This window comes from Pseudomonas sp. B21-048 (genome assembly GCF_024748615.1).
Lineage (GTDB): Bacteria > Pseudomonadota > Gammaproteobacteria > Pseudomonadales > Pseudomonadaceae > Aquipseudomonas.
The window spans coordinates 1587641-1612846 of the sequence record NZ_CP087168.1 but is presented as its reverse complement, the minus strand read 5'-3'; the positions used below and the strand labels follow the sequence as shown (position 1 = coordinate 1612846).

The following is a 25206-nucleotide window of genomic DNA, read 5'->3' as shown; positions in this document are numbered from 1 at the left end:
CCTGCTTGCTCGGATTAAACGCTAGGTTTGAAAGTAAACCCTCTCGACTCAGAGGGAATCCAAATCCAGCAGTTTTTGCAGGTACTGACCATAGCCAGTCTTCTTCAGCTTATCGGCCTGAGCGCCCAACTGTTCAGCGGTAATCCAACCGTTATGGTAGGCGATCTCCTCCAGGCAGGCCACTTTCAAGCCTTGACGGTGCTCGATCGTGTGCACGAAATGACTGGCCTCGAGCAACGAGTCGTGAGTCCCCGTGTCCAGCCAGGCAAAACCGCGTCCGAGCATTTCTACATTGAGGGTGTTCTGCTCGAGGTACACGCGGTTAACGTCGGTGATTTCCAGCTCGCCACGCTCGGACGGCTTGATGCTCTTGGCGATTTCGACGACCTGGTTGTCGTAGAAGTACAGCCCCGTCACCGCGTAGCTGGATTTCGGCTTAAGCGGCTTCTCTTCGATGCTCAAGGCGCGGCCGGCCGCGTCGAACTCGACGACACCAAAACGCTCCGGGTCGGACACGTGATAACCAAATACAGTCGCGCCGTGCTCTTGGGTGCTGGCGGAACGCAGGTTTTCCGAGAAGTGCTGACCGTAGAAGATATTGTCGCCTAGGATCAGGCAGCAAGGGTCTTGGCCGATGAATTCTTCGCCGATGATGAAGGCTTGTGCTAGGCCGTCCGGGCTAGGTTGCTCGGCGTAGGTCAGCTTGATGCCGTACAGGCTGCCATCACCCAGCAATTTTTGAAAACATGGCAGGTCTTCAGGGGTGGAGATAATCAGGATTTCGCGCATGCCGGCGAGCATCAGCACCGACAGCGGATAGAAGATCATCGGCTTGTCGTAGATCGGCAGCATCTGCTTGGAAACGCCGAGAGTCAGCGGATGCAGACGAGTGCCCGAGCCGCCAGCGAGGATGATGCCTTTACGATTTGTCGTCTTCATTTGTTCAGAACTTCCGTAAGCATTCGGGTGACACCACTTTGCCAATCTGGCAAGTGCAGAGAAAAATTGTCGCGCAGCTTCTGAGTGCTCAACCGTGAGTTCAGAGGGCGGCGCGCCGGTGTTGGGTAGGCGGTTGTGTCTATCGGATTGATTGACGTGACCGCGAGTTCTTCACCGTTGGCCTTGGCAAAATCGATCACATGGCTGGCATAGCCGTGCCAGGACACTTCGCCGGCGGCCGCCAGGTGATACAGGCCCGCCAGCTCAGGACGCTGAATGACTCGCTGAATGGCCAGCGCCGTCACGTCGGCAATCAAATCCGCGCCGGTCGGGGCACCGATCTGGTCGGCGATAACGCTCAGGGTGTCGCGGTCCTTGGCCAGGCGCAGCATGGTCTTGGCGAAGTTGTTGCCGCGCGCGCCATAGACCCAGCTGGTGCGGAAGATCAGGTGCTTGCAACCCGAGGCAGCAATCGCTTGCTCGCCGGCCAGTTTGCTCGCGCCGTAATGATTCACCGGGGCGACGGCATCTGTTTCTTGCCATGGCTTCAGGCCTTCACCGCTGAACACGTAGTCGGTCGAGTAGTGAATCAGCCAGGCGCCCAGGGACGCTGCTTCTTCAGCCATGACCTGACTCGCCTGACCGTTCACACAGTCGGCCAGCTCAGTCTCGGACTCGGCTTTATCGACAGCAGTGTAAGCCGCTGCGTTGACGATGATGTCGGGGTTGACCTGACGGATCGTCGCGCGCAGTGCATCGAGATCAGACAGGTCGCCGCTCAAACCATCGACCGGGTGACGGTCCAGGGCGATCAATTCACCGAGCGGCGCAAGGGAGCGTTGCAGCTCCCAGCCTACCTGGCCATTTTTTCCCAACAGGAGAATTTTCATGCGTTGTCCGAACGATCCGTGTAGTTCTGGTCGATCCATTGCTGGTAGCTGCCGCTCTTCACGTGAGCGACCCATTCAGTGTTATTCAGGTACCACTCGACGGTCTTGCGAATACCGGTTTCGAAGGTTTCTTCCGGCGTCCAACCCAGCTCGCGCTGAATTTTGCTGGCGTCGATTGCGTAGCGCTGGTCATGGCCCGGGCGATCCTGAACGTAGGTGATCAGGCTGGCATGTGGACGATGAGCGGAATCCGGACGCAGTTCGTCGAGCAGTGCGCACAGGGTATGCACCACTTCGATGTTTTGCTTCTCGTTATGGCCACCGATGTTGTAGGTCTCGCCGATCACGCCTTCGGTCACGACTTTGTAAAGTGCGCGGGCATGGTCTTCGACGTAGAGCCAGTCACGGACCTGATTGCCTTTGCCATAAACCGGCAGCGGCTTGCCTTCCAGTGCATTGAGGATGATCAGCGGGATCAACTTCTCAGGGAAGTGGCATGGACCGTAGTTGTTCGAGCAGTTGGTGACCAGGGTCGGCAGGCCGTAAGTACGAGCCCAGGCGCGAACCAGATGATCGGAACTGGCCTTGCTGGCCGAATACGGCGAGCTTGGCTGATACGGCGTGGTTTCGGTAAAGAGGTCTTCCGGACCTTCGAGGTCACCGTAGACTTCGTCGGTGGAAATATGGTGGAAGCGGAAGTTGGCTTTACGCGCATCATCCAGCGCAGCCCAATAATGGCGCGCAGCTTCCAGCAAGGTGTAGGTGCCGATGATGTTGGTCTGGATGAATTCAGACGGACCGGAGATCGAGCGGTCAACGTGGGACTCTGCGGCCAGGTGCATGATGGCATCCGGTTGGTGTTCACGCAGGACACGATCGACTTGATCGCGGTCGCAAATGTCGACGCGTTCGAATACATAACGCGAGTTCTGACTGACTTCGGCCAACGACTCAAGGTTACCGGCGTAAGTCAGTTTATCGACGTTAACGACAGAGTCGTTAGTGTTGGAGATGATATGACGAATGACTGCCGAGCCGATAAACCCGGCGCCGCCGGTAACTAGAATTTTCACGCGAAACCATACCCTTAAGTTGCTGACAGGACCGCCAACCGCGCACTGTCAAATCCATGAATGCAAAAGCCATCAAAGTCAGCCGTGGCTTCTGACAAAGTCAGTCTGAACCGATTCGGGAATGCCCTATCGACCAAGCGCAGCATTTTACAGCTTAATGAAGGTTTTACTAATGGATATGGACAAGCTGTGACACAAATTCGATACATACAACAGGCGTTTCGCTATCAGACAAGGCGCTTGCGTGACGCCTTGGACGTGCGTCCCAGAAACCAGCCGAGTATCGGCCCTATCACCATACCGATCAGCAGCGCAATCACCAGAATCAGCGACACCGGCAACTGTGGACCCGCCCAGCCCAGGAACAGCAATGACACGCCTTGCTGGTTCTCAAGAATGAATGCCAGGGTGACGAGAACGAGCAACAGAACAAATACAGCGAGAAGTACACGCTTGAGGTTATGCATCAGCGGTTCCTTGAAGTGCGGCAGCTGTCAAAGCCCTTCCTCCTCGTCCTCGTTCACGCGATCGCGCAGTTCTTTGCCTGGTTTGAAATGCGGAACGAATTTGCCGTCGAGGCTGACGGACTGACCGGTTTTAGGATTGCGACCTACGCGCGGTGCGCGATAGTGCAGGGAGAAGCTGCCAAACCCACGGATCTCGATTCGATCACCGGTGGCCAGACATTGGGACATTTGCTCAAGCATGGTCTTGATGGCCAGCTCCACATCCTTGGATGAGAGCAGCCCTTGATGGGTGACAATTCGTTCGATCAACTCCGACTTCGTCATATTTTTCCCTTCTTTTTCAAGCAGCTAGATCAGCGCTTCAAAGGTTTTAGCATGCCCGGAGGAATTTGAACAGCCCGAGTTCTTGACATATCGACCCTGACAATGAGAAGCCCGACTTCAGAGCAGCACGGGCTTGCTCAACCCCCTACTCATCGACAGATAACCAGCATGGTCCGCGTCAGATAACCCGCTGGATTGAAGCCGAAAGGGAATTCATCCTCTTCTTTTGCATCGTCGGATCTTACGACGACTTTATAGCCTGCACCCTTACACTCCTTGGCGGCTCGCTTGTGACACCTCTCCCATCCTGAGCCCAGCCCTGAACAATCGATCTCTATGCCACTGACTCCGCGTACCGCATGAGTCTTGGCATTGGTGGTACAGCCCGCCAATGTCAGTACTGCTATCACGACAATGAGCTTGTTCATTTATTTCCTTATGCCGGGCGCACTGCCCTGCGATCGTTCACTTCAGACTAAGCCTAGCCTTGAATAGACGATTGACCTGTATGAAGTTACAGACAGCTTATGCAGATCATTGGTTTCGCGAAAGAAATATCGCAGCATCAGCACGCTTGAGATTCATCAAATCGCAGGCGCAAAAAAGGGCGACCGAAGTCGCCCTTTTTCTATGGCCTGACAGAACTCAGTTCTGTTTTTCCATTTGTGCACGCAACAGGTCGCCCAGAGTGGTAGGACCAGCAGCGATGCTATCCGAAGGCTTGTCTTTCAAGCTTTGGATGGCTTCTTTCTCGTCTTCAACGTCTTTCGACTTGATCGAGAGCTGGATTACGCGGCTCTTGCGGTCAACGCTGATGATCTTGGCTTCTACTTCTTCGCCTTCTTTCAGAACGTTGCGCGCGTCTTCAACGCGGTCACGGCTGATTTCGGAGGCTTTCAGAGTCGCTTCGATATCGTCGGCCAGAGTGATGATGGCGCCTTTAGCGTCAACTTCTTTCACGATGCCTTTAACGATGGCGCCTTTGTCGTTCTCTTGAACGTACTCGGAGAACGGATCGCTTTCCAGTTGCTTGATACCCAGGGAGATGCGCTCGCGCTCTGGGTCAACCGACAGGATAACGGTGTCCAGCTCGTCGCCCTTCTTGAAACGGCGAACGGCTTCTTCGCCCACTTCGTTCCAGGAGATGTCGGACAGGTGAACCAGACCGTCGATGCCGCCGTCCAGACCAATGAAGATACCGAAATCGGTGATCGACTTGATGGTGCCGGAGATTTTATCGCCCTTGTTGAACTGGCCAGAGAAATCTTCCCATGGGTTAGATTTGCACTGTTTGATGCCGAGGGAGATACGACGACGCTCTTCGTCGATGTCCAGAACCATGACTTCCACTTCGTCGCCGACTTGTACGACTTTCGAAGGGTGGATGTTCTTGTTGGTCCAGTCCATTTCGGAAACGTGTACCAGACCTTCAACGCCTTCTTCCAGCTCAGCGAAGCAGCCGTAGTCGGTCAGGTTGGTTACACGAGCGGTAACGCGAGTGCTTTCTGGGTAGCGGGCTTTGATAGCAACCCATGGATCTTCGCCCAGTTGCTTGAGGCCCAGGGAAACACGATTGCGTTCGCGATCGTACTTCAGAACCTTGACATCGATCTCGTCGCCAACGTTGACGATTTCGGAAGGATGCTTGATACGCTTCCAAGCCATGTCGGTAATGTGCAGCAGGCCATCGACGCCACCCAGATCGACGAATGCGCCGTAATCGGTGAGGTTCTTGACGATACCTTTGACTTGTTGGCCTTCCTGCAGGGATTCCAGCAGAGCTTCACGCTCGGCGGAGTTCTCGGCTTCGAGGACGCTGCGACGGGAAACGACAACGTTGTTGCGTTTCTGGTCGAGCTTGATGACCTTGAATTCCAGCTCTTTGCCTTCCAGGTGCGTGGTGTCGCGCACTGGACGGACGTCAACCAGAGAACCTGGCAGGAACGCACGGATGCCGTTAACGTCGACAGTGAAGCCGCCTTTAACCTTACCGTTGATAACGCCCTTGACCACTTCTTCGGCTGCGAAGGCTGCTTCCAGAACAATCCAGCATTCAGCGCGCTTGGCTTTTTCACGGGACAGCTTGGTTTCACCAAAGCCGTCTTCAACCGAGTCCAGCGCAACGTGAACTTCGTCACCGACGTTGATGTTCAGTTCGCCAGCGTCGTTGTAGAACTGCTCAAGCGGGATGAGTGCTTCAGACTTCAGGCCAGCGTGAACGGTTACCCAGCGAGCTTGGTAATCGATATCAACGATAACACCGGTGATGATGGAGCCTGCCTGAAGGTTCAGGGTTTTTAGGCTTTCTTCAAAGAGTTCCGCAAAGCTTTCGCTCATTTTAATTCCTGTTGATGAGGGCGAAGAATACGCCCATCTCCACACCCCAGACGGTGTGGGTTAGTTTCATTTAAAAGAAGCCACCGCAGGACTATGACTGGTCTCCTGCGGCCTTCTTGGTCACCCGGCGATATCGCGAATGGCGATCTCGCTCATGATGCGTTCCAGCACCTGATCGATGGATAATTCCGTGGAATCCAGCTGTATGGCGTCAGCCGCCGGTTTGAGCGGGGCTACCGCTCGCTGGGTGTCACGCTCATCGCGTGCACGTATCTCATCTAGCAGACTCGACAGACTAACACCATCGACTTTGCCCTTCAACTGCAAGTATCGACGGCGCGCACGCTCCTCGGCACTGGCGGTGAGGAAAATCTTCAATGGCGCGTCGGGAAATACCACCGTGCCCATGTCGCGACCATCGGCCACCAGGCCCGGCGCTTCCTGGAACGCACGCTGGCGCTGCAGCAGCGCCTCACGCACGGCGGGCAACGCAGCGACCTGCGAAGCACCCGAGCCGATACTTTCAGTACGAATGACATCGCTGACTTCGTCACCTTCCAGAATGATGCGCTGCAGCTGACCGTCGGTCGCCGCGATGAATTGCACATCCAGATGAGCGGCAAGTTTTTTGAGCAATTCCTCATTGGTTAGGTCGACGCCATGGTTATGCGCCGCGAACGCCAGCAATCGATACAGCGCACCGGAATCCAGCAGGTTCCAGCCCAGGCGCTTGGCCAGCATGCCGGCGACAGTCCCCTTGCCAGAGCCGCTTGGCCCATCAATGGTGATGACCGGTGCGATGCTGATCACGATTGAGCCTCTTGCGCCACACGGATACCAACCTGCGCGCACAGCGCGAGGAAGTTCGGGAACGAGGTCGCGACGTTGGCGCAATCATGGATGCGGATCGGCGCGCTAGCGCGCAAAGAGGCCACGCTGAAGGCCATGGCAATCCGGTGATCGCCGTGACCGTGCACTTCGCCGCCGCCGATCTGGCCGCCGTCGATGATGAGGCCGTCCGGGGTAGGCTCGCACTTGACGCCCAGCGCCAGCAGACCATCCGCCATCACCTGAATCCGGTCCGACTCCTTCACGCGCAGTTCTTCGGCGCCGCGCAGCACGGTGCGCCCTTCGGCACATGCAGCAGCCACGAACAGCACCGGGAACTCGTCGATCGCCAGTGGAACCAGCGCCTCAGGGATCTCGATACCTTTGAGTTTAGCTGCCCGTACGCGCAGGTCAGCTACCGGTTCACCGCCGACTTCACGCTGATTTTCCAGGGTGATGTCAGCGCCCATCAGGCGCAGAATGTCGATCACACCGGTACGGGTCGGGTTGATGCCGACGTGCTCAAGCACCAGCTCCGAACCTTCGGCAATCGACGCCGCCACCAGGAAGAACGCCGACGACGAGATATCGCCCGGCACTTCAATGTGGGTCGCGGTCAACTTGTGGCCGGACTCGACCGAGGCAGTCGCGCCGTTGACGGTCACCGGGTAGCCGAAGCCACGCAGCATGCGCTCGGTATGGTCGCGAGTCGGTGCCGGCTCGGTGACGGTGGTCTTGCCTTCGGCATACAGACCCGCCAGCAACAGGCAGGATTTAACCTGGGCGCTGGCCATCGGCATGGTGTAAGTCAGGCCCTTGAGCTTGTTGCCGCCACGAATGGTCATCGGTGGACGACCTTCAGCGGCGGTCTCGATCACGGCACCCATTTCACGCAGCGGATTGGCCACGCGATTCATCGGACGCTTGGACAGCGAAGCGTCGCCGGTCAGCGTGCTGTCGAAGTTCTGCGCAGCCAACAGGCCAGACAGCAGACGCATCGAGGTGCCGGAGTTGCCCAGATAGATCGGGCCCGGCGCAGGCTTCAGGCCATGCAGGCCGACGCCGTGGATGGTCACACGACCATGGTGCGGACCTTCGATGACGACACCCATGTCGCGGAAAGCTTGCAGGGTCGCCAGAGCGTCTTCGCCCTCGAGGAAACCTTCCACTTCGGTGACGCCTTCGGCCAGGGAACCGAGCATGATCGAGCGGTGGGAAATCGATTTGTCGCCCGGTACACGAATCCGCCCAGTCAGGCGGCCACCAGGTTGTGCCAGGAAAATCAGATCGTTGGAATTCATAGCGTCCACATAGGCCCGGCGGGCCAGGATTTTACTGAAATGCTCGCGGGCAACCCGGGCGCGCGTGAACACGCCCAACAATTGGTGCCCATCCCCTGCATCGACCGCGTCGCGCAAGGCGTCGAGGTCGCTGCGAAATGTATCGAGTGTGCGCAGGACAGCTTCGCGGTTGGCGAGGAAGATGTCGTGCCACATGACCGGGTCGCTACCGGCGATTCTTGTGAAATCGCGGAAACCGCCCGCAGCGTAACGGAAGATCTCAAGATTTTCATTGCGTTTGGCCAACGAATCGACCAAACCGAATGCCAGCAAGTGCGGCAAATGGCTGGTCGCCGCCAACACTTCGTCGTGACGCTCGACCTGCATGTGCTCGACGTCGGCGCCCAGTTCGCGCCACAACCGGTCAACCACTGCCAACGCGGCCGGATCGGTTTGATCCAGCGGCGTCAGAATCACTTTATGGCGACGGAACAGCTCGGCATTGGAGGCTTCCACCCCGCTCTGCTCGGAACCGGCAATCGGATGCCCCGGCACGAAACGCGCCGGCATGCCGCCAAACGCTTCGGTCGCCGCGCGCACCACATTGCCCTTGGCGCTACCGACGTCGGTCAGAATCGCTTGCCCCAGGTCCATGCTCGCCAGCAGCGCGAGCAATTTCTCCATGGCCAGGATCGGCACCGCCAGCTGAATCACGTCAGCGCCCTGGCAAGCCTTAGCCAGGTCTTCTTCGCAGCGATCCACCACGCCCAACTCGACCGCCAGCTTGCGCGACTGCGGGTCGAGATCGACCCCGACCACTTCGCGGCATAGACCGCTTTCACGCAAGCCTTTGGCAAACGAACCGCCGATCAAGCCCAGACCGACCACCACCAGGCGACCGATCATAGGTGGCGCAGATTGCAGCGCAGTGACATCAACCACGAGCCATAACCTTGGCCAGCGCCTCGAGGAAGCGGCTGTTTTCCGCCGGCAAACCGATGGTGATACGCAGGTGGTTCGGCATACCGTAGTTGGCCACCGGACGCACGATCACGCCTTCGCGCAGCAGCCCCTCGAACACCGGAGCCGCAACGCGCCCCAGATCGACACAGATGAAGTTGCCTTTGGATGGAACCCAGCTCAGCCCCTGCTCACGGAAACCCGTTTGCAGCTGCTGCATGCCGGATTCGTTCAGGCGACGGCTTTCGGCCAGGTAGTCGACGTCTTGCAGCGCAGCACACGCGGCGGCCAGTGCGAGGCTGTTGACGTTGAATGGCTGACGCACGCGATTCAGCACATCGGCGACGATGGCCGAAGACAAGCCGTAGCCGACCCGCAGCGATGCCAGGCCATAGGCCTTGGAGAACGTGCGCGAAACCAGCAGGTTCGGATAGGCCGCGAGGAAGTCCAGGCCATCCGGCAAGTCGCTGCCTTCGGCGTATTCGATGTAGGCCTCGTCCAGCACCACCAGCACATGGGCCGGCACGTCCTGCAGGAAGTCATCCAGCGTCTGGGCGTCGAACCAAGTCCCGGTCGGGTTGTTCGGGTTGGCGATGAACACCACGCGGGTATCGGCATCGATCGCGGCCAGCATGGCCGACAGATCGTGGCCCCAGTCTTTGGCCGGGATCACTTTTGCCTGGGCACCAACGGCCTGGGTCACGATCGGATAGACCGCAAATGCATGGGCGCTGAACACCGCGTTCAGGCCTGGCGCCAGATAGGCACGCGCCACCAGCTCCAGAATGTCGTTGGAGCCATTGCCCAGCGTCACTTGGTTCAGCTCGACGCGGCACTGATCGGCCAGCAGGGTCTTGAGCGCAAAACCGTTGCCGTCCGGATAGCGGGTCAGCTCGGCCAGCGCGTCGCGAATCGCTGCCAATGCCTTGGGACTGGCGCCCAACGGGTTTTCGTTGCTCGCCAGTTTGACGATATTGGCCGGATCGAGGTTCAGCTCACGGGCCAGTTCGTCCACGGGCTTGCCCGGAACGTAAGGCGAAAGTTGTTGCACGCCCGGCTGTGCCAGAGCGAGGAAATTGCCACTCATTTGCTACCGCCCTTAGAGAACTGCTTTCGGGTAGGAACCCAGCACTTTGAGTGCTACTGCTTCCTGACTGATCTTTTCCAGCACACCTTTGATCAGCGGATCGCGATGGTGGCCGACAAAGTCGATGAAGAACACGTAGGTCCATTTACCGCTGCGCGACGGACGGGTTTCGATGCGCGTCAGGTCGATGCCATTGTCATGGAACGGCACCAGCAGCTCGTGGAGCGCGCCGGGTTTGTTGCTCATGGACACGATGATCGAGGTTTTGTCGTCGCCGGTCGGCGGCACTTCCTGGCTGCCGATCATCAGGAATCGCGTGGAGTTGTCCGGACGATCCTCGATTTTTTCGGCCAGACGCGTCAACCCGTACAGACCAGCGGCCATGTCGCCGGCAATCGCCGCCGAGTTCCACTCACCCTTGACCCGCTTGGCCGCTTCGGCGTTGCTCGAAACCGCTACGCGCTCGACATTCGGGTAATGGGCGTCCAGCCACTTGCGGCACTGGGCCAGGGACTGGGCGTGGGAATAGATGCGGCTGATGCTGTCGGTCTTGGTGTTTTCACCGACCAACAGGTGATGGTGAATGCGCAGTTCGACTTCGCCACAGATCACCATGTCGTGTTCGAGGAAGCTGTCGAGGGTGTGGTTGACTGCGCCCTCGGTGGAGTTTTCCACCGGGACCACGCCAAAGTTCACCGCACCGGCCGCGACTTCACGGAACACTTCATCGATCGCTGCCATCGGCTTGCTGATCACCGCATGGCCGAAGTGCTTCATGGCCGCCGCTTGGGTGAAGGTCCCTTCGGGGCCGAGGTAAGCCACTTTCAGCGGCTGCTCGAGGGCCAGGCACGAGGACATGATTTCGCGGAACAGCCGCGCCATCTCTTCGTTGCCCAGCGGCCCCTGGTTTCGCTCCATCACGCGTTTGAGCACCTGAGCCTCACGCTCAGGACGATAGAACACCGGCACTTCGCCTTCGGCCAGCGAGGCCATCTTTACTCGCGCAACTTCCTGGGCGCAGCGTGCGCGCTCACTGATCAGCTCCAGGACTTTTTCGTCCAGAGCATCGATGCGCAGGCGCAGTGCCTTGAGTTCTTGCTCAGACATTAGCCGTGTTCCTTCTCGAACTCTGCCATGTACGAAATCAGTGCGTTGACCGCAACGATATCGACGGCGTTATAGATGGAGGCACGCATGCCGCCCACCGAACGGTGGCCTTTAAGGTTCAGCAGGCCGCGTTCGTCGGCACCGGCCAGGAACGGCTTGTCGAGACGATCGTCGGCCAGACGGAATGGCACGTTCATCCACGAGCGGTCCGACTTGTTGATCGGGTTGCTGTACAAGCCGCTGGCATCGATGAAGTCGTACAGCGTGCGCTGCTTCACTTCATTGAGCTTGCCGATGGCTTCAACACCACCCTGCTCTTTCAGCCACTCGAACACCAGACCAGACAAGTACCAGGCCAGGGTCGGCGGGGTGTTGTACATCGAGCCGTTATCGGCCGCGACCTTGTAGTTGAGCATGGTCGGGCAAATGGAACGGGCGTGACCCAGCAGGTCTTCGCGAACGATGTTCACGACGACGCCGCTCGGGCCGATGTTTTTCTGCGCGCCGGCGTAGATCATGCCAAAGCGCGAGACGTCTACCGGGCGCGAAAGAATGTCCGAGGACATGTCGGCCACCAGCGGCACATCACCGGTTTCCGGAATCCATTGGAATTCCAGGCCGCCAATGGTTTCGTTTGGTGCGTAGTGAACGTAGGCCGCATCTTTCGACAGGTTCCATTCGTTCTGACCGGGAACAGCGAAATAGTCGTAAGGCTTGGCGGTGGCGGCAACGTTGACGTGGCCGTAGCGCGAGGCTTCTTCGATGGCTTTCTGCGACCAGATACCGGTGTCGATATAGTCGGCGGTGCCATTTTCCGGCAACAGGTTCAGCGGAATCTGTGCAAATTGCTGGCTCGCGCCACCTTGCAGAAACAGCACTTTATAGTTCGAGGGGATATTCAGCAGATCACGCAGATCCTGCTCGGCCTTGGTGGCAATGGACACGAACTCATCGCTGCGATGGCTCATTTCCATGACCGACAGGCCCTTGCCATGCCAATCAAGGAGTTCACCCTGGGCGCGCTTCAGGACAGCTTCGGGAAGCGCCGCAGGACCGGCACAGAAGTTATAGGCTCTCTTGCTCACATCCAATCTCGCTCTGATTTGGTGGTCACTTAAATCTTTCGGTCTGCGGATGATCGTTCCCATGCTTTGCGTGGGAATGCATCCAATGACGCTCTGCGTCATGGGACGCGGAGCGTCCCGAGCGGCATTCCCACGCAGAGCGTGGGAACGATCCTGTGCAGTGTCGCAAATTTTCAAACAGAACAAACAACAAGGGGGCGAATCTTCATCCGCCCCCTGCTTGCCCGCTTACTCTTGCGGCTCTTCGTCAGCGGCGGCGTCGAGTTGCTGGTCTTCGGCAACGTCGTCGATCACAACTTCACCGTCGAACACTGCACCCTCTTCACCTTCGAGCCCTTCACCTTCGAGCCCTTCGCCTTCCAGCTCTTCGCCTTCGACTTCCGACGGCTCTTGAACCCGCTCCAGGCCCACCAACGTTTCATCGCTGGCCAGCTTGATCAGGGTCACGCCCTGGGTGTTACGACCCAGGCTGGAGACTTCGTCGACACGGGTACGAACCAAAGTACCTTGGTCGGAAATCAGCATGATTTCCTCGCCGTCGAGCACCTGGACCGCGCCGACCAGACGGCCGTTACGCTCGTTGCTGACCATGGCGATAACGCCCTGACCGCCACGCTTGTATTCAGGGAACTCGGTGATCGCGGTGCGCTTGCCGAAACCACGCGCCGAAGCGGTGAGGATCTGGCTGCCTTCTTCCGGGATCAACATGGAAATCAGCTTCTGGCCTTCCGGCAGACGCATGCCGCGGACACCGCGAGCGGTACGGCCCATGGCGCGAACGTCGGTTTCCTTGAAGCGAGTGACCTTGCCGCCGTCGGAGAACAGCATGACTTCACGCTCGCCATCGGTAATGGCAGCAGAAATCAGCACGTCGCCTTCGTCCAGCTCCAGCGCGATCAGGCCGACGCTACGTTGACGGCTGAAGGATTCCAGCGGGGTCTTCTTCACGGTGCCTTTAGCAGTGGCCATGAAGATGAAGTGACCTTCGGTGTATTCCTCGACCGGCAACATGGTGGTGATGTATTCATCACTGTCCAGCGGCAACAGGTTGACCAGTGGACGACCACGGGCAGCGCGGGACGCTTCCGGGATTTCGTAGGTTTTCAGCCAGTACACTTTGCCTTTGCTGGAGAACAGCAGCAGCGTGGTGTGGCTGTTGGCGACCAGCAGGTGAGCGATGTAGTCCTCATCCTTGACGCCGGTGGCCGATTTGCCTTTACCGCCACGACGCTGAGCCTGGTACGCAGCCAATGGCTGGGTCTTGGCGTAGCCACCGTGGGAAATGGTCACGACGCGCTCTTCTTCCGGAATCATGTCGCCCAGGGTCAGGTCGAGACGGGCATCGAGAATCTCGGTGCGGCGCACATCGCCGTATTCGGCGCGGATCACTTCCAGCTCTTCGCGGATCACTTCCATCAGGCGCGTGGCGCTGCTGAGGATGCGGATCAGCTCGCCGATCTGGTTGAGGATCTCTTGATACTCGGCCAGCAGCTTTTCGTGTTCCAGACCGGTCAGACGGTGCAGACGCAGTTCCAGAATGGCTTGCGCCTGCTCTGGCGACAGGAAGTACTTGCCTTCGCGCAGACCGTATTGCGGGTCCAGAGTCTCTGGACGGCACGAATCGGCACCGGCACGCTCAACCATCGCAACTACAGCGGAAGATTCCCACGCAGTCTTGATCAGCGCTTCCTTGGCTTCCGACGGCGTTGGCGAGGCCTTGATCAGGGCGATGACCGGGTCGATGTTCGACAGGGCAACCGCTTGACCTTCCAGAATGTGGCCACGTTCGCGCGCTTTACGCAGCTCGAACACGGTACGGCGGGTCACCACTTCGCGACGGTGACGAACGAAGGCTTCCAGCAGGTCCTTGAGGTTCAGGATCCGCGGACGGCCGTCGATCAGCGCGACGATGTTGATACCGAACACCGCTTGCAGCTGGGTCTGGGCGTAGAGGTTATTGAGGATCACCTCAGGCACTTCGCCGCGACGCAGTTCGATCACGACGCGCATACCGTCCTTGTCGGACTCATCGCGCAGCTCGGTGATGCCTTCGAGCTTCTTCTCTTTGACCAGTTCGGCGATCTTCTCGATCAGACGCGCCTTGTTCAGCTGGTAAGGGAGCTCGGTGATGACGATCTGCTGACGACCACCGACCTTGTCGATGTCTTCGATCATCGAACGGGCACGCATGTAAATGCGCCCGCGACCGGTGCGGTAGGCTTCGATGATGCCGGCGCGACCGTTGATGATCGCGGCGGTCGGGAAGTCCGGACCAGGGATGTATTGCATCAGCTCATCGACGGTCAGTTCCGGGTTGTCGATGAGTGCCAGGCAACCGTCGATGACTTCACCGAGGTTGTGCGGCGGAATGTTGGTCGCCATGCCCACGGCGATACCGCTGGAGCCGTTGACCAGCAGGTTGGGAATACGGGTCGGCATGACCGCCGGGATCATTTCGGTGCCGTCGTAGTTCGGCACCCAGTCCACGGTTTCTTTGTGCAGGTCAGCCAGCAGCTCGTGCGCCAGCTTGGTCATGCGCACTTCGGTGTATCGCATGGCCGCGGCGTTGTCGCCGTCCACCGAACCGAAGTTGCCCTGACCGTCTACCAGCAGGTAACGCAGCGAGAATGGCTGCGCCATCCGAACGATGGTGTCGTACACCGCGGTATCACCGTGAGGGTGATACTTACCGATCACGTCACCGACAACACGGGCAGATTTCTTGTACGGCTTGTTGAAGTCGTTGCCCAGCTCGCTCATCGCGAACAGCACACGCCGGTGCACGGGCTTCAAGCCATCGCGCGCATCCGGCAGTGCCCGCCCGACAATCACGCTCATCGCGTAGTCGAGGTAGGACTGCTTCAGCTCGTCTTCGATATTGACCGGGAGGATTTCTTTGGCCAGTTCGCCCATGAGAAGCCTGATTCCTTTTTCTGGTGAAACTTCGTCACATCCATATGGGACGAACGAAGCTCGCCGATGCAGACTGAGTGCCGTGCACCGACTTACGACAAATCAACGAGTTATGCCATGGATCTGCGCAGTAAAGGCAGCCACATCAGGCTACCCTGGAAACCGCCGAATGTTATCACAAGAGCCGCCACGCACCTATCCCCCAGACGCGCATGGAGTGTAGTTAGTTGACTGGTGGCAGGCTTGAAGGGGACGAGAGGGGCTTAGAGGGACTATCAAGCCCGATTCGCGCGCCAGATACCTTTAATGCAACCGCTTACGGCACATCAACTGCGCCATTTTCGCCGTATCCGGGCGCTCGACGATACCCTTCTCGGTAACGATCGCGTCGATCAAATCCGCAGGCGTCACGTCGAACACCGGGTTGAACGCATCGACATCCGCCCCCACCCGCTTGCCGCCGACTTCCAGCAACTCGCGGCCATCGCGCTCTTCGATGGGAATCTCGTCACCACTGGCCAGGTTCATGTCGATGGTCGAACTCGGCGCCACCACCATGAAGCGCACGCCGTGGTGCATGGCGTTGACCGCCAGTTGATAGGTGCCAATCTTGTTCGCCACGTCACCATTGGCGGTGATGCGATCGGCGCCGACGATCACCCAGGTCACGCCTTTGGTTTTCATGATGTGCGCGGCGGCGGAATCGGCATTGAGGGTCACGGGAATGCCTTCATTGGCCAACTCCCATGCGGTCAATCGCGAACCTTGCAGCCACGGCCGGGTTTCATCGGCATAAACACGCTCGACCATACCCTCAATGAAAGCCCCGCGAATCACCCCCAGCGCCGTGCCGAAGCCGCCGGTGGCCAGCGCACCGGTGTTGCAGTGCGTGAGGATCGCCTGGGCGTTGCCCTGATGCTTGCGGATCAAGTCGACACCCAGTTGGGCCATGGTCAGGTTGGCTTCGCGATCACTTTCATGGATGGCGATGGCTTCGGCTTCCAGAGCCGCCAGAGGGTCTGCATCCTCCTTGAGGCGGTCCAGGCGGTCACGCATGCGACTCAAGGCCCAGAACAGATTCACCGCCGTTGGACGCGAATCAGCCAGCAACGCGTAATCCTCTTCCCACGCGGCCTGCCAGTCACCGCCCTCGGCCATTCGGGCTCGGGCAGACAGCACCATGGCATACGCCGCACTGATGCCGATGGCTGGGGCGCCGCGCACCACCATCGAGCGAATGGCTTCGGCCACACCCGCAGCGCTGGTGTAGGCGATCCAGGTTTCCTCGAACGGCAAAATACGCTGATCCAGCAGATACAGGGCGCCATCACGCCAATCGATGGCCTTCACCTTCTCCGCAGCCAACAGTCGATCGCGCATCCACTTACCCCGCACTCATGAACAAAAGCCGCCGATTATAGCGATCCCCCCGCGAAGACGCTCGGGTATACTTCGCCATCCTTTACAAAAGCACTGGAACCGACTTTCGATGCCGACCCCCACCGCTGCGCTCGACCTATTATTGCTGCCGACCTGGCTGGTACCCGTCGAACCGGCTGGCGTGGTCCTTAAAGAGCATGCCCTGGGCATCCGCGACGGTCGTATCGTATTCATCGGCCCGCGCGCGGCAGGCTTGAAGCTTGATGCAACCGAAATCCGCGAATTGCCGGACATGCTGCTCAGCCCTGGCTTGATCAATGCCCACGGGCATGCGGCAATGACACTGTTTCGCGGCCTGGCCGATGATCTGCCGCTGATGACCTGGCTGGAAAAGCACATCTGGCCGGCCGAAGCTAAATGGGTAGACGAAGCGTTTGTACGCGACGGCACTGACTTGGCCATCGCCGAGCAGATCAAAGGCGGCATCACCTGTTTCTCCGACATGTATTTCTTCCCGAAGATCGCCAGCGAACGCGTCCATAACAGCGGCATTCGCGCCCAGATCGCCATTCCGATCCTCGATTTCCCGATTCCAGGCGCCGCCACGGCGGATGAAGCCATTCGTCAGGGCGTCGAATTATTTGGCGATCTCAAGCATCACGAGCGGATCAAAATCACGTTTGGTCCCCATGCACCCTACACCGTGGGCGACGAAACCCTGGAAAAAATCCGGGTGATCGCCGAAGAGCTTGACGCCTCGATTCATATGCACGTCCACGAAACCGCGTTCGAAGTAGCGCAGTCGGTCGAGCAGTGCGGCGAACGCCCGCTGGCCCGCCTCGGCCGTCTGGGCCTGCTCGGCCCGCGCCTACAGGCCGTTCACATGACCCAGATCAGCGATGAAGACCTGGTGCTGCTGGTAGAAAGTAACACCAGTGTGATTCATTGCCCGGAGTCGAATCTGAAGCTGGCCAGCGGCTTCTGTCCGGTCGAGCGCTTATGGCAGGCTGGGGTCAATGTGGCGGTCGGCACCGATGGCGCGGCCAGCAATAATGACCTCGATCTGCTCGGCGAAACCCGCACCGCCGCGCTGTTGGCCAAGGCCGTTGCCGGCTCCGCCACCGCGCTGGACGCCCATCGCGCCCTGCGCATGGCCACGCTCAATGGTGCTCGCGCGCTGGGAATCGAAACAGACGTCGGTTCGCTGGAAATCGGCAAAGCGGCGGACATCGTTGCGTTCGATCTGTCGGGCCTGGCGCAGCAACCGGTCTACGACCCGGTTTCGCAACTGATCTATGCCTCCGGTCGTGATTGCGTGAAACACCTTTGGGTCGCCGGCAAGCAACTGCTCGACGACCGGCGCCTGACCCGCCTGGATGAAGCGCAATTGTGCGCCACGGCCAAGGCCTGGGGCCAGCGCATCAGCGGCCACACCGAATCGTAAGCACCCTGGACCAAAACCGGGGCAACAGGATTTTTCAAGTTTTAGAGGACTGACACCATGAGCAACGTCGACTACGCCGAAATCGCCAAATTCGAAGCCCTGGCCCATCGCTGGTGGGACCGCGAAAGCGAGTTCAAACCGCTGCACGACATCAACCCGCTGCGGGTCAACTGGATCGACGAGCGTGTCAATCTGGCCGGCAAAAAAGTCCTCGACGTCGGTTGCGGCGGCGGCATCCTCAGCGAAGCCATGGCCCAGCGCGGCGCCACCGTCATGGGCATCGACATGGGCGAAGCGCCGCTGGCGGTCGCGCAATTGCATCAGCTGGAATCCGGCGTGAGCGTCGAGTACCGGCAGATCACCGCCGAAGCGCTGGCTGAAGAAATGCCTGAACAGTTCGACGTCGTGACCTGCCTGGAAATGCTAGAGCACGTACCAGACCCATCGTCGGTGATCCGCGCTTGCTTTCGCATGGTCAAACCGGGCGGTCAGGTGTTCTTCTCCACCATCAACCGCAACCCGAAGGCCTATCTGTTCGCCATCGTCGGCGCCGAATACATCATGAAGCTGTTGCCGCGCGGCACCCACGACTTCAAGAAATTCATCCGCCCGTCGGAGCTTGGCGCCTGGAGCCGCATGGCTGGCCTGACCGTCAAGGACATCATCGGCCTGACCTACAATCCGCTGACCAAACACTACAAGCTGGCGGCCGATGTCGACGTCAACTACATGATCCAGACCCTGCGCGAGGAGTAAGCCGATGCGTATCAGAGCAGTTCTTTTCGACATGGACGGCACCCTGCTCGACACCGCGCCGGATTTCATCGCCATTTGCCAGGCGATGCGTGCTGACCGTGGCTTGCCGCCGATCAACACTCAACACATTCGCGATGAAATTTCCGGCGGCGCCAAGGCGATGGTCGCCGCGAACTTTTCCATGGACCCCGAATCGCCGGAGTTCGAGGAACTGCGTCAGGAATTCCTCGACCGTTACCTCAAGGATTGCGCGGTCCACAGCCATCTGTTCGACGGCATGGCCGAGGTGCTGGAAAAAATTGAAAAGGCCAACCTGATCTGGGGCGTGGTCACCAACAAACCGGTACGTTTCGCCGAGCCGATCATGCAGCAACTGGGCCTGGCCGAACGTTCGAAGGTGCTGATTTGCCCTGATCATGTGAAGAACAGCAAACCGGACCCGGAGCCGTTGATCCTGGCGTGCAAGATGCTCGACCTTGACCCGGCCAGCGTGCTGTTTGTGGGCGATGACCTGCGAGACATCGAGTCCGGCCGCGATGCCGGCACCAGAACCTGCGCGGTGACCTACGGCTACATTCATCCGGACGATAACCCCAAGCACTGGGGCGCGGACGTGGTGATCGATCATCCGCTGGCGCTTCTAGAGGTGCTGGATAACGCGTTGTGCAGCTGCTGAGCACAGAGCCTTTTGTGGCGAGGGAGCTTGCTCCCGCTGGGCTGCGAAGCAGCCCCTCTATCTATGAACGCATTCTTTCAGGACAGCGCATTTGCAGGTTTTACGACTGCTTCGCCCGAGCGCGGACCGGCCGACGGGAGCAAGCTCCCTCGCCACAGATACGATGCCTGCCTGTTGAATTGTTGTGAGGTTTTTTATGTTTGATTATTCCGCCCGCCCTGAATTGCTCAAGGACCGGGTCATCCTGGTCACCGGCGCTGGCCGTGGCATCGGTGCTGCCGCGGCAAAAACCTACGCCGCCCACGGCGCCACCGTGCTGTTGCTGGGCAAGACCGAAGCCAACCTGACTCAGGTCTACGATGAAATCGAAGCGGCCGGGCATCCACAGCCAGCCGTCATCCCGTTCAATCTGGAAACCGCCCTGCCCCATCAATACGATGAACTGGCGGCGATGATCGAGACCGAGTTCGGCCATCTTGACGGCTTGCTGCACAACGCATCGATCATCGGGCCGCGCACGCCGATCGAACAGTTGTCTGGCGAGAATTTCATGCGCGTCATGCAGGTCAACGTCAACGCCATGTTCATGCTCACCAGCACCCTGCTGCCGCTGCTCAAACTGTCTCAGGACGCCTCGGTGGTGTTCACCTCCAGCAGCGTCGGTCGCAAGGGTCGTGCGTACTGGGGCGCTTACGGCGTTTCGAAGTTCGCGACCGAAGGCTTGATGCAAACCCTGGCTGACGAAGTCGATACCGTGGCACCGGTGCGCTCCAACAGCATCAATCCTGGCGCCACCCGCACCAGCATGCGCGCTCAGGCCTACCCGGGTGAAAACCCGTTGAACAACCCGACACCGGAGGAGATCATGCCGGTCTACCTTTATTTGATGGGTCCGGACAGTACCGGCATCAATGGCCAGGCGTTCAACGCTCAGTAACGCCCGTGCGTCGCTTTTGTGCCGCGTCGACTTCCCGTCGCGGCACGCAAAGCCAGTGATACCTGCCGGTGTTTCCAGTCAAATAAATGTCACAGTGCTCACTAATATCCGCTCTGAACCCCTCCAGCCTTCTGATTTTGAACGCTTTTTCTTCGACTGAACCGAATGGCACGACTTTCGCTCTAATTTTGCTCAGACACGCCGTGTGAAAGCAAACGGGGCAACGCTTGAGTCGAGAAGTTACTAATCTTCGGCAAAGCAGACTAAACTCGTGCCAAATGTCCTACGGGACTGATGGACCAGTATGACGCGCAGCCCAAAGCCGCTCTCACCCAGCCTGTAAGACAGCCTTACTGCTTAGGGGCTCAACGCCATATGAAATCACTCTCCCAGACCAACGCAATTGACTTCGACAGCGCCAAATTGCAACGCCTGGGCTTTGGTCAGCCGCCTCCCCTGCTGGAGCGTCCCGCCGGCCTTGCGCAGTTGCGCCAGGCGCTGGGCCTGCAGCTGCAAACCAGTCTTGAGCCGCAACGCATTCTTGGACTTTTCTTCCGGGAAATTCAGCACCTTGTGCCGCTGGATGCCCTGAGTTATGAACATCAGCCCAGCGATTTGCGCCTGCAATTCGGCACGCGGGGTCATCACTCAATCAGCTACAGCCTCAGCCATGAAGGCGAGCAGTTGGGTGAGCTGGGGTTCCGTCGCAATCAGCGTTTCAGCGAACAGGAACAGGGCAACCTGGAGTCACTGCTGTCGACCCTGCTCTTTCCCCTGCGAAACGCCCTGCTCTACCGAGCGGCGACTCAAAGTGCATTGCGTGACCCGCTGACCGATACCGGCAACCGCATCGCCATGGATCAGACGCTGCACCGGGAAATCGAGATGTCGCGGCGACACTCGCAGCCCCTGTCACTGCTGATGCTGGACATCGATCACTTCAAACAGATCAACGACACTTATGGGCACAGTGCCGGCGATGAAGTGTTGAAGGCCGTTGCAGCCTTGATCAAAAACCAGTTGCGCAACGTCGACATGGTGTTCCGGTTTGGTGGCGAAGAATTCCTGATCCTGCTGTCCAACACCAGTCGGGAAGCGGCAGCCATGGTCGGTGAACGACTGCGGTTTGCGGCGCAGGCTCAGGACTATGTGGCCGAGGGCAAGATGATCGAGCTGACGGTCAGCATCGGCTGTTCGACGCTGCTGCCTGGCGAGTCTGCCAAGAGTCTGTTGCGACGGGCCGACAATGCGTTGTATGTGGCCAAGCGTGAGGGACGTAATCGGTTGACGATGGCGGGCTGATATTCAGCAACGCTGCATACCCCATGTGGGAGTGAGCTTGCTCGCTCCCACATGGGTTTGTGTTGCTTTCAGAGGATCAGCTTTCAGCCAGCTCCATCCGCTCACGGACTACCGGGGTTTTCACTGCCAGTTCCAACTGCATGCAACGTTCCAGGAACAGATACATGTAGTCGTAACTTTTGCAGACCGCCTGGCGCAATTCCACTTGCAGCGCTTTGCTCGGGTTCATGCCTGCCAGGGTGCAGATGATTTCCAGCGCTTCCCATGGATGGGCATCGTCATACTGGGCGTGCATCTTCAACCACTTCATGGCCCGCTTGCGATCTTCCTCGGGGAACGCAGCCGCGTAGACGCCAGTGGAACAAACCAGTGCCGACCACTCTCCGGTCGCACCCTCGATGGCGTAGTTGGTGGCGGCGATGGCCACGATCAGCGAATCCGACGAACTGGTGTGCCAGCACCAATGGCTCAATGCGTGAAGTTCAGGCGCTACCTGTTGCACTTGCAGATCTTCCAGGCTGACACCGTGAGCTCGGCTCCAGTGCAACCAGTAATCGGCATGGTTCAATTCGACGCGAATATTGCGCATCAGCCAACGGCGCGCCATGTCTTCGCCAGGGTGACGCGCGAAACGGGTCTTTGTCAGGTTCTGTGCCATGTATAACGCAAACTGCTCCACCACCGGCCAGCCACCAATAAGGTACTGGCGCATGGTTTTTGCACTGAGCTTGTTGTCTCGCATGCGTTGATACAGTTCGTGCCCAACTACCCGGCGTTTGCTCTCACTGCAATCCTGGATCAGTTGCTGAGCCCAGGCGGGATAACTTGCAGCTTCCATGAGGGGGCCGGTTCGGTTGAATGTGTCGATCACTGTCGCGCTCCTTTTGATTGTGATTTCAAGATCGACAAGAGATTTCAACGGAACGTGCCAGGCGCCTTGAACAACAAAGGTAGGGGCCGGGCAGGACGACTTTGCAAACTATCCGAGGTAAACAGATGCGGGCGTTCAATCACATACCCTTGAGCGTAATCCACCCCGATCTCCAGCAATGCCTGCTCGACCTGAGGTGTTTCAACGAACTCGGCAATCGTGCGCTTACCCATGACATGACCGATGTGATTGATCACTTCGACCATGGCGCGGTTAATCGGGTCGTCCAGCATATCCTTTACGAAACTCCCATCGATCTTCAGGAAGTCTACAGGTAAATGTTTCAAATAAGCGAATGAGGACATCCCGGCGCAAAAGTCATCCAGCGAAAAATTACAGCCTAAGCCCTTGAGATCATTGATAAATTTAATTGCATTGGGCAAATGTGAAATCGCACTGGTTTCTGTGATTTCAAAACAAATCATTTCAGGTGGAATTGAATATGCAACAAACTGTTCATGCAGGAAGTCCAGAAACGCCTCATCTCCGATAGTGATACCTGACAGATTTATCGCACACATGGCCAACGGTCCTTCGCCCTCTTGCGCGATGCACTGGGCAATGATTTTGAAAACGTTCTCCACTACCCAGCGGTCTAGCGACGTCATCAAACCATAACGTTCGGCCGCCGGAATGAAACTGTCCGGCAGAATCATACGCCCTGCTTCGTCATGCAGGCGCAGCAGGATCTCGATATGCCCGCCGCCCTGCTCGACATGGCCAAGAGGCGCTATTTCCTGGGCGTACAGGCAAAAGCGATCTTCCTCCAACGCCCTGTGCAAGCGCTGTATCCATGCCATCTCGCCAAAACGCAGGGACAACTCCGAGTCATCGGCGTGATAGACCTGAACCCGGTTGCGGCCCTTTTCCTTGGCCATGTAACAGGCCATGTCAGCGGCACACAGCGATGCTTCAAGGGTGGTCGGACTTTGGGCCACATGCACCAGACCAATGCTCACGGTCGTCACGAACGGCCGACCCTTCCAGACAAAATGCAGGTTCTGCACGGTCTGGCGCAGGCCTTCGGCGATTTTCTCGGCCGCTTCCGGCGCACAGTTCTCCAACAGAATGCCGAACTCGTCGCCTCCCAATCGGGCCAGGGTGTCGCCTTCACGCAAACCTGATTGCAGCAACGCGCAAATATGCCGCAATAGCTCATCGCCCGCCGCATGACCGCTGGTATCGTTCACCAGTTTGAATTGATCCAGATCGAGGAACATCAAGGTGTGACGCCCCCTCTGTCGCGCCAAGTCATGTAGCACCTGCTCCAGGCGATATTCGAACTCGCGACGGTTGGCCAGCCCGGTCAGGGCGTCGTGGCTCGCTTGCCAGGACAGATTGGCGATGTACTGCCGCTCCTGGGTCATGTCATGCAGGACGAGCACGGTGCCACTGACCTTGCCTGCGTTACGGATCGGCGCGCCCACCAGGGTAACCGAGACCGTACTGCCATCCAGCCTCTGGATCAGTCTGGAATGTTCTCGGCCACTGCTGAGCTGACCGCTCAAAATGTGCTCGATCAAGGTAAAACCGTCGGTCTGGGCATTTTCGTCCAGCAGATTGAACAGTGCCGCCAGTGGCAACCCCGCCGCCTGTTCGGCCCTCCAGTGAGTCAAGGCCTCGGCGGCCGGATTCATATAAGCGATCGCACCCTCGACATCCGTGGTGATCACCCCATCGCCAATCGATTGCAGGGTGATCTGTGCCCGGTCTTTCTCCAGCTGCAAGGCATTGGCGAAAGCATGGCGCTGCTCGAGTAGCTTGTGCGTACGCAACAGGGCCAACGCAATCAAACCCAGCGCGGTGGCGAGGTTCGTTGCCAGCAGCAACCGCAGAATCACCCGTGAGCCTTCACTCAAGGCATCGCTGAACGCTTTGGCAGCAGGCGTCACCCCTTCGTTGATGGCGAGGATCTGCCCCTTCCAGCGTTTGATGTCGACACCGGTGGCCTGGTCATCGGCAATGCGCTGATGCATTTCGCGCGCAACGTCATCGAGCCGCACCAGGTAGGCGTCACCGACCGTCCAGAGGTCGATGGCTTTTTCAAGGTAGCTGAAATGCCGAAAATTGAGGTACAGCCAAATCACGCGGGTGACGTCGTCCGGGTGGTTGCCGCCCTTGAGGATCGCGATTCGCGCCGCCTCGACATTGGGTGGTTGATGATCCAGCGCCAAACGCAACTCATGACCACCCTGAGGTACCGCAATCGCATTCTGGTACTTGAGAAAAATCGTTTCGTCGCGACTGTCGGCGTAGAGATTGAGGTAATAGATGGCGTCTTTCTGGCCCTTGGACCACAGGCTTTCCCCGCCGACATAGGCGCGAACTGCCGAAAGAACGTAAAGGCTGACGCCTCCTAACAGTGCCTGGAACAACACGACGGCGATAAACGGCCAGACGATGCCCAACAAGCGAGGGGTTCCGAGAGTCCGTTTTTGCTTCATGAGGTCCCTTGCTTGCACTGCCCGTTCGTCGTCCGGACTAAAATCG

At 58.5% G+C, this 25206-nt stretch carries 21 protein-coding genes; 5 read left to right on the top strand and 16 right to left on the bottom strand.

All coding sequences use genetic code 11. The features are described from left to right. Positions 1–48: 48 nt before the first annotated feature. The 14 genes from rfbA to mtnA form a co-directional block, all read right to left on the bottom strand. A complete protein-coding gene (gene rfbA / locus LOY56_RS07355; protein WP_258620777.1) occupies positions 49–939 on the bottom strand; it encodes a glucose-1-phosphate thymidylyltransferase RfbA in 891 nt (296 codons plus the stop codon). Continuing rightward, the gene (gene rfbD, locus LOY56_RS07350) at positions 936–1829 is read right to left on the bottom strand and encodes a dTDP-4-dehydrorhamnose reductase (RefSeq protein ID WP_258620775.1); all 894 of its coding nucleotides are present in this window, start codon (positions 1827–1829) and stop codon (positions 936–938) included. The genes rfbA and rfbD overlap by 4 nt, the downstream gene beginning before the upstream one ends. Further along, complete coding sequence (gene rfbB / locus LOY56_RS07345) at positions 1826–2902, bottom strand: dTDP-glucose 4,6-dehydratase (RefSeq protein WP_258620773.1); 1077 nt, start codon at positions 2900–2902, stop codon at positions 1826–1828. The genes rfbD and rfbB overlap by 4 nt, the downstream gene beginning before the upstream one ends. Before the next feature lie 227 nt (positions 2903–3129). Further along, the gene (locus LOY56_RS07340; RefSeq protein ID WP_258620772.1) at positions 3130–3369 is read right to left on the bottom strand and encodes a LapA family protein; all 240 of its coding nucleotides are present in this window, start codon (positions 3367–3369) and stop codon (positions 3130–3132) included. A 27-nt stretch (positions 3370–3396) separates the two neighbouring features. After that, positions 3397–3693 carry an integration host factor subunit beta gene (ihfB, locus tag LOY56_RS07335; RefSeq protein WP_003369729.1) on the bottom strand — a complete coding sequence of 99 codons (297 nt, stop codon included), beginning with the start codon at positions 3691–3693 and terminating at the stop codon, positions 3397–3399. Positions 3694–3842: 149 nt separating this feature from the next. Beyond that, positions 3843–4121, bottom strand: coding sequence for a hypothetical protein (locus LOY56_RS07330; RefSeq protein ID WP_123357744.1), 279 nt, complete (start codon positions 4119–4121; stop codon positions 3843–3845). A gap of 217 nt (positions 4122–4338) precedes the next feature. Beyond that, positions 4339–6030 (bottom strand): 30S ribosomal protein S1, encoded by a 1692-nt coding sequence (gene rpsA / locus LOY56_RS07325; protein WP_030128738.1) that lies wholly within the window; start codon positions 6028–6030, stop codon positions 4339–4341. A 120-nt stretch (positions 6031–6150) separates the two neighbouring features. Further along, positions 6151–6840: a (d)CMP kinase gene (gene cmk / locus LOY56_RS07320; protein WP_258620770.1), complete on the bottom strand. Its 690-nt coding sequence runs from the start codon at positions 6838–6840 to the stop codon at positions 6151–6153. Beyond that, a complete protein-coding gene (locus tag LOY56_RS07315) occupies positions 6837–9044 on the bottom strand; it encodes a bifunctional prephenate dehydrogenase/3-phosphoshikimate 1-carboxyvinyltransferase (protein ID WP_258622582.1) in 2208 nt (735 codons plus the stop codon). Before LOY56_RS07315 ends, cmk begins: the two co-directional genes overlap by 4 nt. A gap of 28 nt (positions 9045–9072) precedes the next feature. Next, positions 9073–10185: a histidinol-phosphate transaminase gene (gene hisC, locus LOY56_RS07310; protein ID WP_258620767.1), complete on the bottom strand. Its 1113-nt coding sequence runs from the start codon at positions 10183–10185 to the stop codon at positions 9073–9075. Between the two features lie 12 nt (positions 10186–10197). Continuing rightward, on the bottom strand, positions 10198–11292 hold the full coding sequence (gene pheA, locus LOY56_RS07305) for a prephenate dehydratase (RefSeq protein WP_030128742.1): 1095 nt from the start codon (positions 11290–11292) through the stop codon (positions 10198–10200). Then, positions 11292–12377, bottom strand: a complete 1086-nt coding sequence (gene serC / locus LOY56_RS07300) for a 3-phosphoserine/phosphohydroxythreonine transaminase (protein ID WP_258620766.1) — start codon at positions 12375–12377, stop codon at positions 11292–11294. Before serC ends, pheA begins: the two co-directional genes overlap by 1 nt. Positions 12378–12605: 228 nt before the next feature. Then, the gene (gyrA, locus tag LOY56_RS07295) at positions 12606–15290 is read right to left on the bottom strand and encodes a DNA gyrase subunit A (protein WP_258620764.1); all 2685 of its coding nucleotides are present in this window, start codon (positions 15288–15290) and stop codon (positions 12606–12608) included. Between the two features lie 303 nt (positions 15291–15593). Beyond that, positions 15594–16670: an S-methyl-5-thioribose-1-phosphate isomerase gene (gene mtnA / locus LOY56_RS07290; RefSeq protein ID WP_258620763.1), complete on the bottom strand. Its 1077-nt coding sequence runs from the start codon at positions 16668–16670 to the stop codon at positions 15594–15596. A gap of 109 nt (positions 16671–16779) precedes the next feature. Between mtnA and LOY56_RS07285 the strand changes: the two genes are divergently transcribed. The 5 genes from LOY56_RS07285 to LOY56_RS07265 all read left to right on the top strand — a co-directional run bounded on the left by LOY56_RS07285 (position 16780) and on the right by LOY56_RS07265 (position 21785). Beyond that, positions 16780–18114, top strand: coding sequence for a TRZ/ATZ family hydrolase (locus LOY56_RS07285; RefSeq protein WP_258620762.1), 1335 nt, complete (start codon positions 16780–16782; stop codon positions 18112–18114). A gap of 57 nt (positions 18115–18171) precedes the next feature. Continuing rightward, positions 18172–18870: a bifunctional 2-polyprenyl-6-hydroxyphenol methylase/3-demethylubiquinol 3-O-methyltransferase UbiG gene (gene ubiG, locus LOY56_RS07280; protein ID WP_046042598.1), complete on the top strand. Its 699-nt coding sequence runs from the start codon at positions 18172–18174 to the stop codon at positions 18868–18870. A 4-nt stretch (positions 18871–18874) separates the two neighbouring features. Then, complete coding sequence (mupP, locus tag LOY56_RS07275) at positions 18875–19546, top strand: N-acetylmuramic acid 6-phosphate phosphatase MupP (protein ID WP_258620761.1); 672 nt, start codon at positions 18875–18877, stop codon at positions 19544–19546. A gap of 196 nt (positions 19547–19742) precedes the next feature. Next, complete coding sequence (locus LOY56_RS07270; RefSeq protein ID WP_008031809.1) at positions 19743–20483, top strand: YciK family oxidoreductase; 741 nt, start codon at positions 19743–19745, stop codon at positions 20481–20483. Positions 20484–20858: 375 nt separating this feature from the next. Next, positions 20859–21785, top strand: coding sequence for a GGDEF domain-containing protein (locus LOY56_RS07265; protein WP_258620760.1), 927 nt, complete (start codon positions 20859–20861; stop codon positions 21783–21785). Positions 21786–21861: 76 nt separating this feature from the next. On the opposite strand, the gene LOY56_RS07260 is transcribed toward LOY56_RS07265, so the two are convergent. Both LOY56_RS07260 and LOY56_RS07255 read right to left on the bottom strand, forming a co-directional pair. Next, complete coding sequence (locus tag LOY56_RS07260; protein ID WP_408980377.1) at positions 21862–22623, bottom strand: TenA family transcriptional regulator; 762 nt, start codon at positions 22621–22623, stop codon at positions 21862–21864. 77 nt (positions 22624–22700) lie between these two features. Next, positions 22701–25160, bottom strand: coding sequence for an EAL domain-containing protein (locus LOY56_RS07255; RefSeq protein WP_258620758.1), 2460 nt, complete (start codon positions 25158–25160; stop codon positions 22701–22703). Between the last annotated feature and the right edge of the window lie 46 nt (positions 25161–25206).

Bases quoted from the DNA above. Each gene is read 5' to 3' on its own strand.
- rpsA (WP_030128738.1), bottom strand. From the start codon at position 6,030: ATGAGCGAAAGCTTTGCGGAACTCTTTGAAGAAAGCCTAAAAACCCTG.
- LOY56_RS07260 (WP_408980377.1), bottom strand. From the start codon at position 22,623: ATGGAAGCTGCAAGTTATCCCGCCTGGGCTCAGCAACTGATCCAGGAT.
- LOY56_RS07330 (WP_123357744.1), bottom strand. From the start codon at position 4,121: ATGAACAAGCTCATTGTCGTGATAGCAGTACTGACATTGGCGGGCTGT.
- LOY56_RS07255 (WP_258620758.1), bottom strand. From the start codon at position 25,160: ATGAAGCAAAAACGGACTCTCGGAACCCCTCGCTTGTTGGGCATCGTC.
- LOY56_RS07285 (WP_258620762.1), top strand. From the start codon at position 16,780: ATGCCGACCCCCACCGCTGCGCTCGACCTATTATTGCTGCCGACCTGG.
- pheA (WP_030128742.1), bottom strand. From the start codon at position 11,292: ATGTCTGAGCAAGAACTCAAGGCACTGCGCCTGCGCATCGATGCTCTG.
- mtnA (WP_258620763.1), bottom strand. From the start codon at position 16,670: ATGCGCGATCGACTGTTGGCTGCGGAGAAGGTGAAGGCCATCGATTGG.
- rfbD (WP_258620775.1), bottom strand. From the start codon at position 1,829: ATGAAAATTCTCCTGTTGGGAAAAAATGGCCAGGTAGGCTGGGAGCTG.
- LOY56_RS07270 (WP_008031809.1), top strand. From the start codon at position 19,743: ATGTTTGATTATTCCGCCCGCCCTGAATTGCTCAAGGACCGGGTCATC.
- hisC (WP_258620767.1), bottom strand. From the start codon at position 10,185: ATGAGTGGCAATTTCCTCGCTCTGGCACAGCCGGGCGTGCAACAACTT.
- ihfB (WP_003369729.1), bottom strand. From the start codon at position 3,693: ATGACGAAGTCGGAGTTGATCGAACGAATTGTCACCCATCAAGGGCTG.
- ubiG (WP_046042598.1), top strand. From the start codon at position 18,172: ATGAGCAACGTCGACTACGCCGAAATCGCCAAATTCGAAGCCCTGGCC.
- LOY56_RS07265 (WP_258620760.1), top strand. From the start codon at position 20,859: ATGAAATCACTCTCCCAGACCAACGCAATTGACTTCGACAGCGCCAAA.
- mupP (WP_258620761.1), top strand. From the start codon at position 18,875: ATGCGTATCAGAGCAGTTCTTTTCGACATGGACGGCACCCTGCTCGAC.
- gyrA (WP_258620764.1), bottom strand. From the start codon at position 15,290: ATGGGCGAACTGGCCAAAGAAATCCTCCCGGTCAATATCGAAGACGAG.
- LOY56_RS07340 (WP_258620772.1), bottom strand. From the start codon at position 3,369: ATGCATAACCTCAAGCGTGTACTTCTCGCTGTATTTGTTCTGTTGCTC.
- rfbA (WP_258620777.1), bottom strand. From the start codon at position 939: ATGAAGACGACAAATCGTAAAGGCATCATCCTCGCTGGCGGCTCGGGC.
- LOY56_RS07315 (WP_258622582.1), bottom strand. From the start codon at position 9,044: ATGATCGGTCGCCTGGTGGTGGTCGGTCTGGGCTTGATCGGCGGTTCG.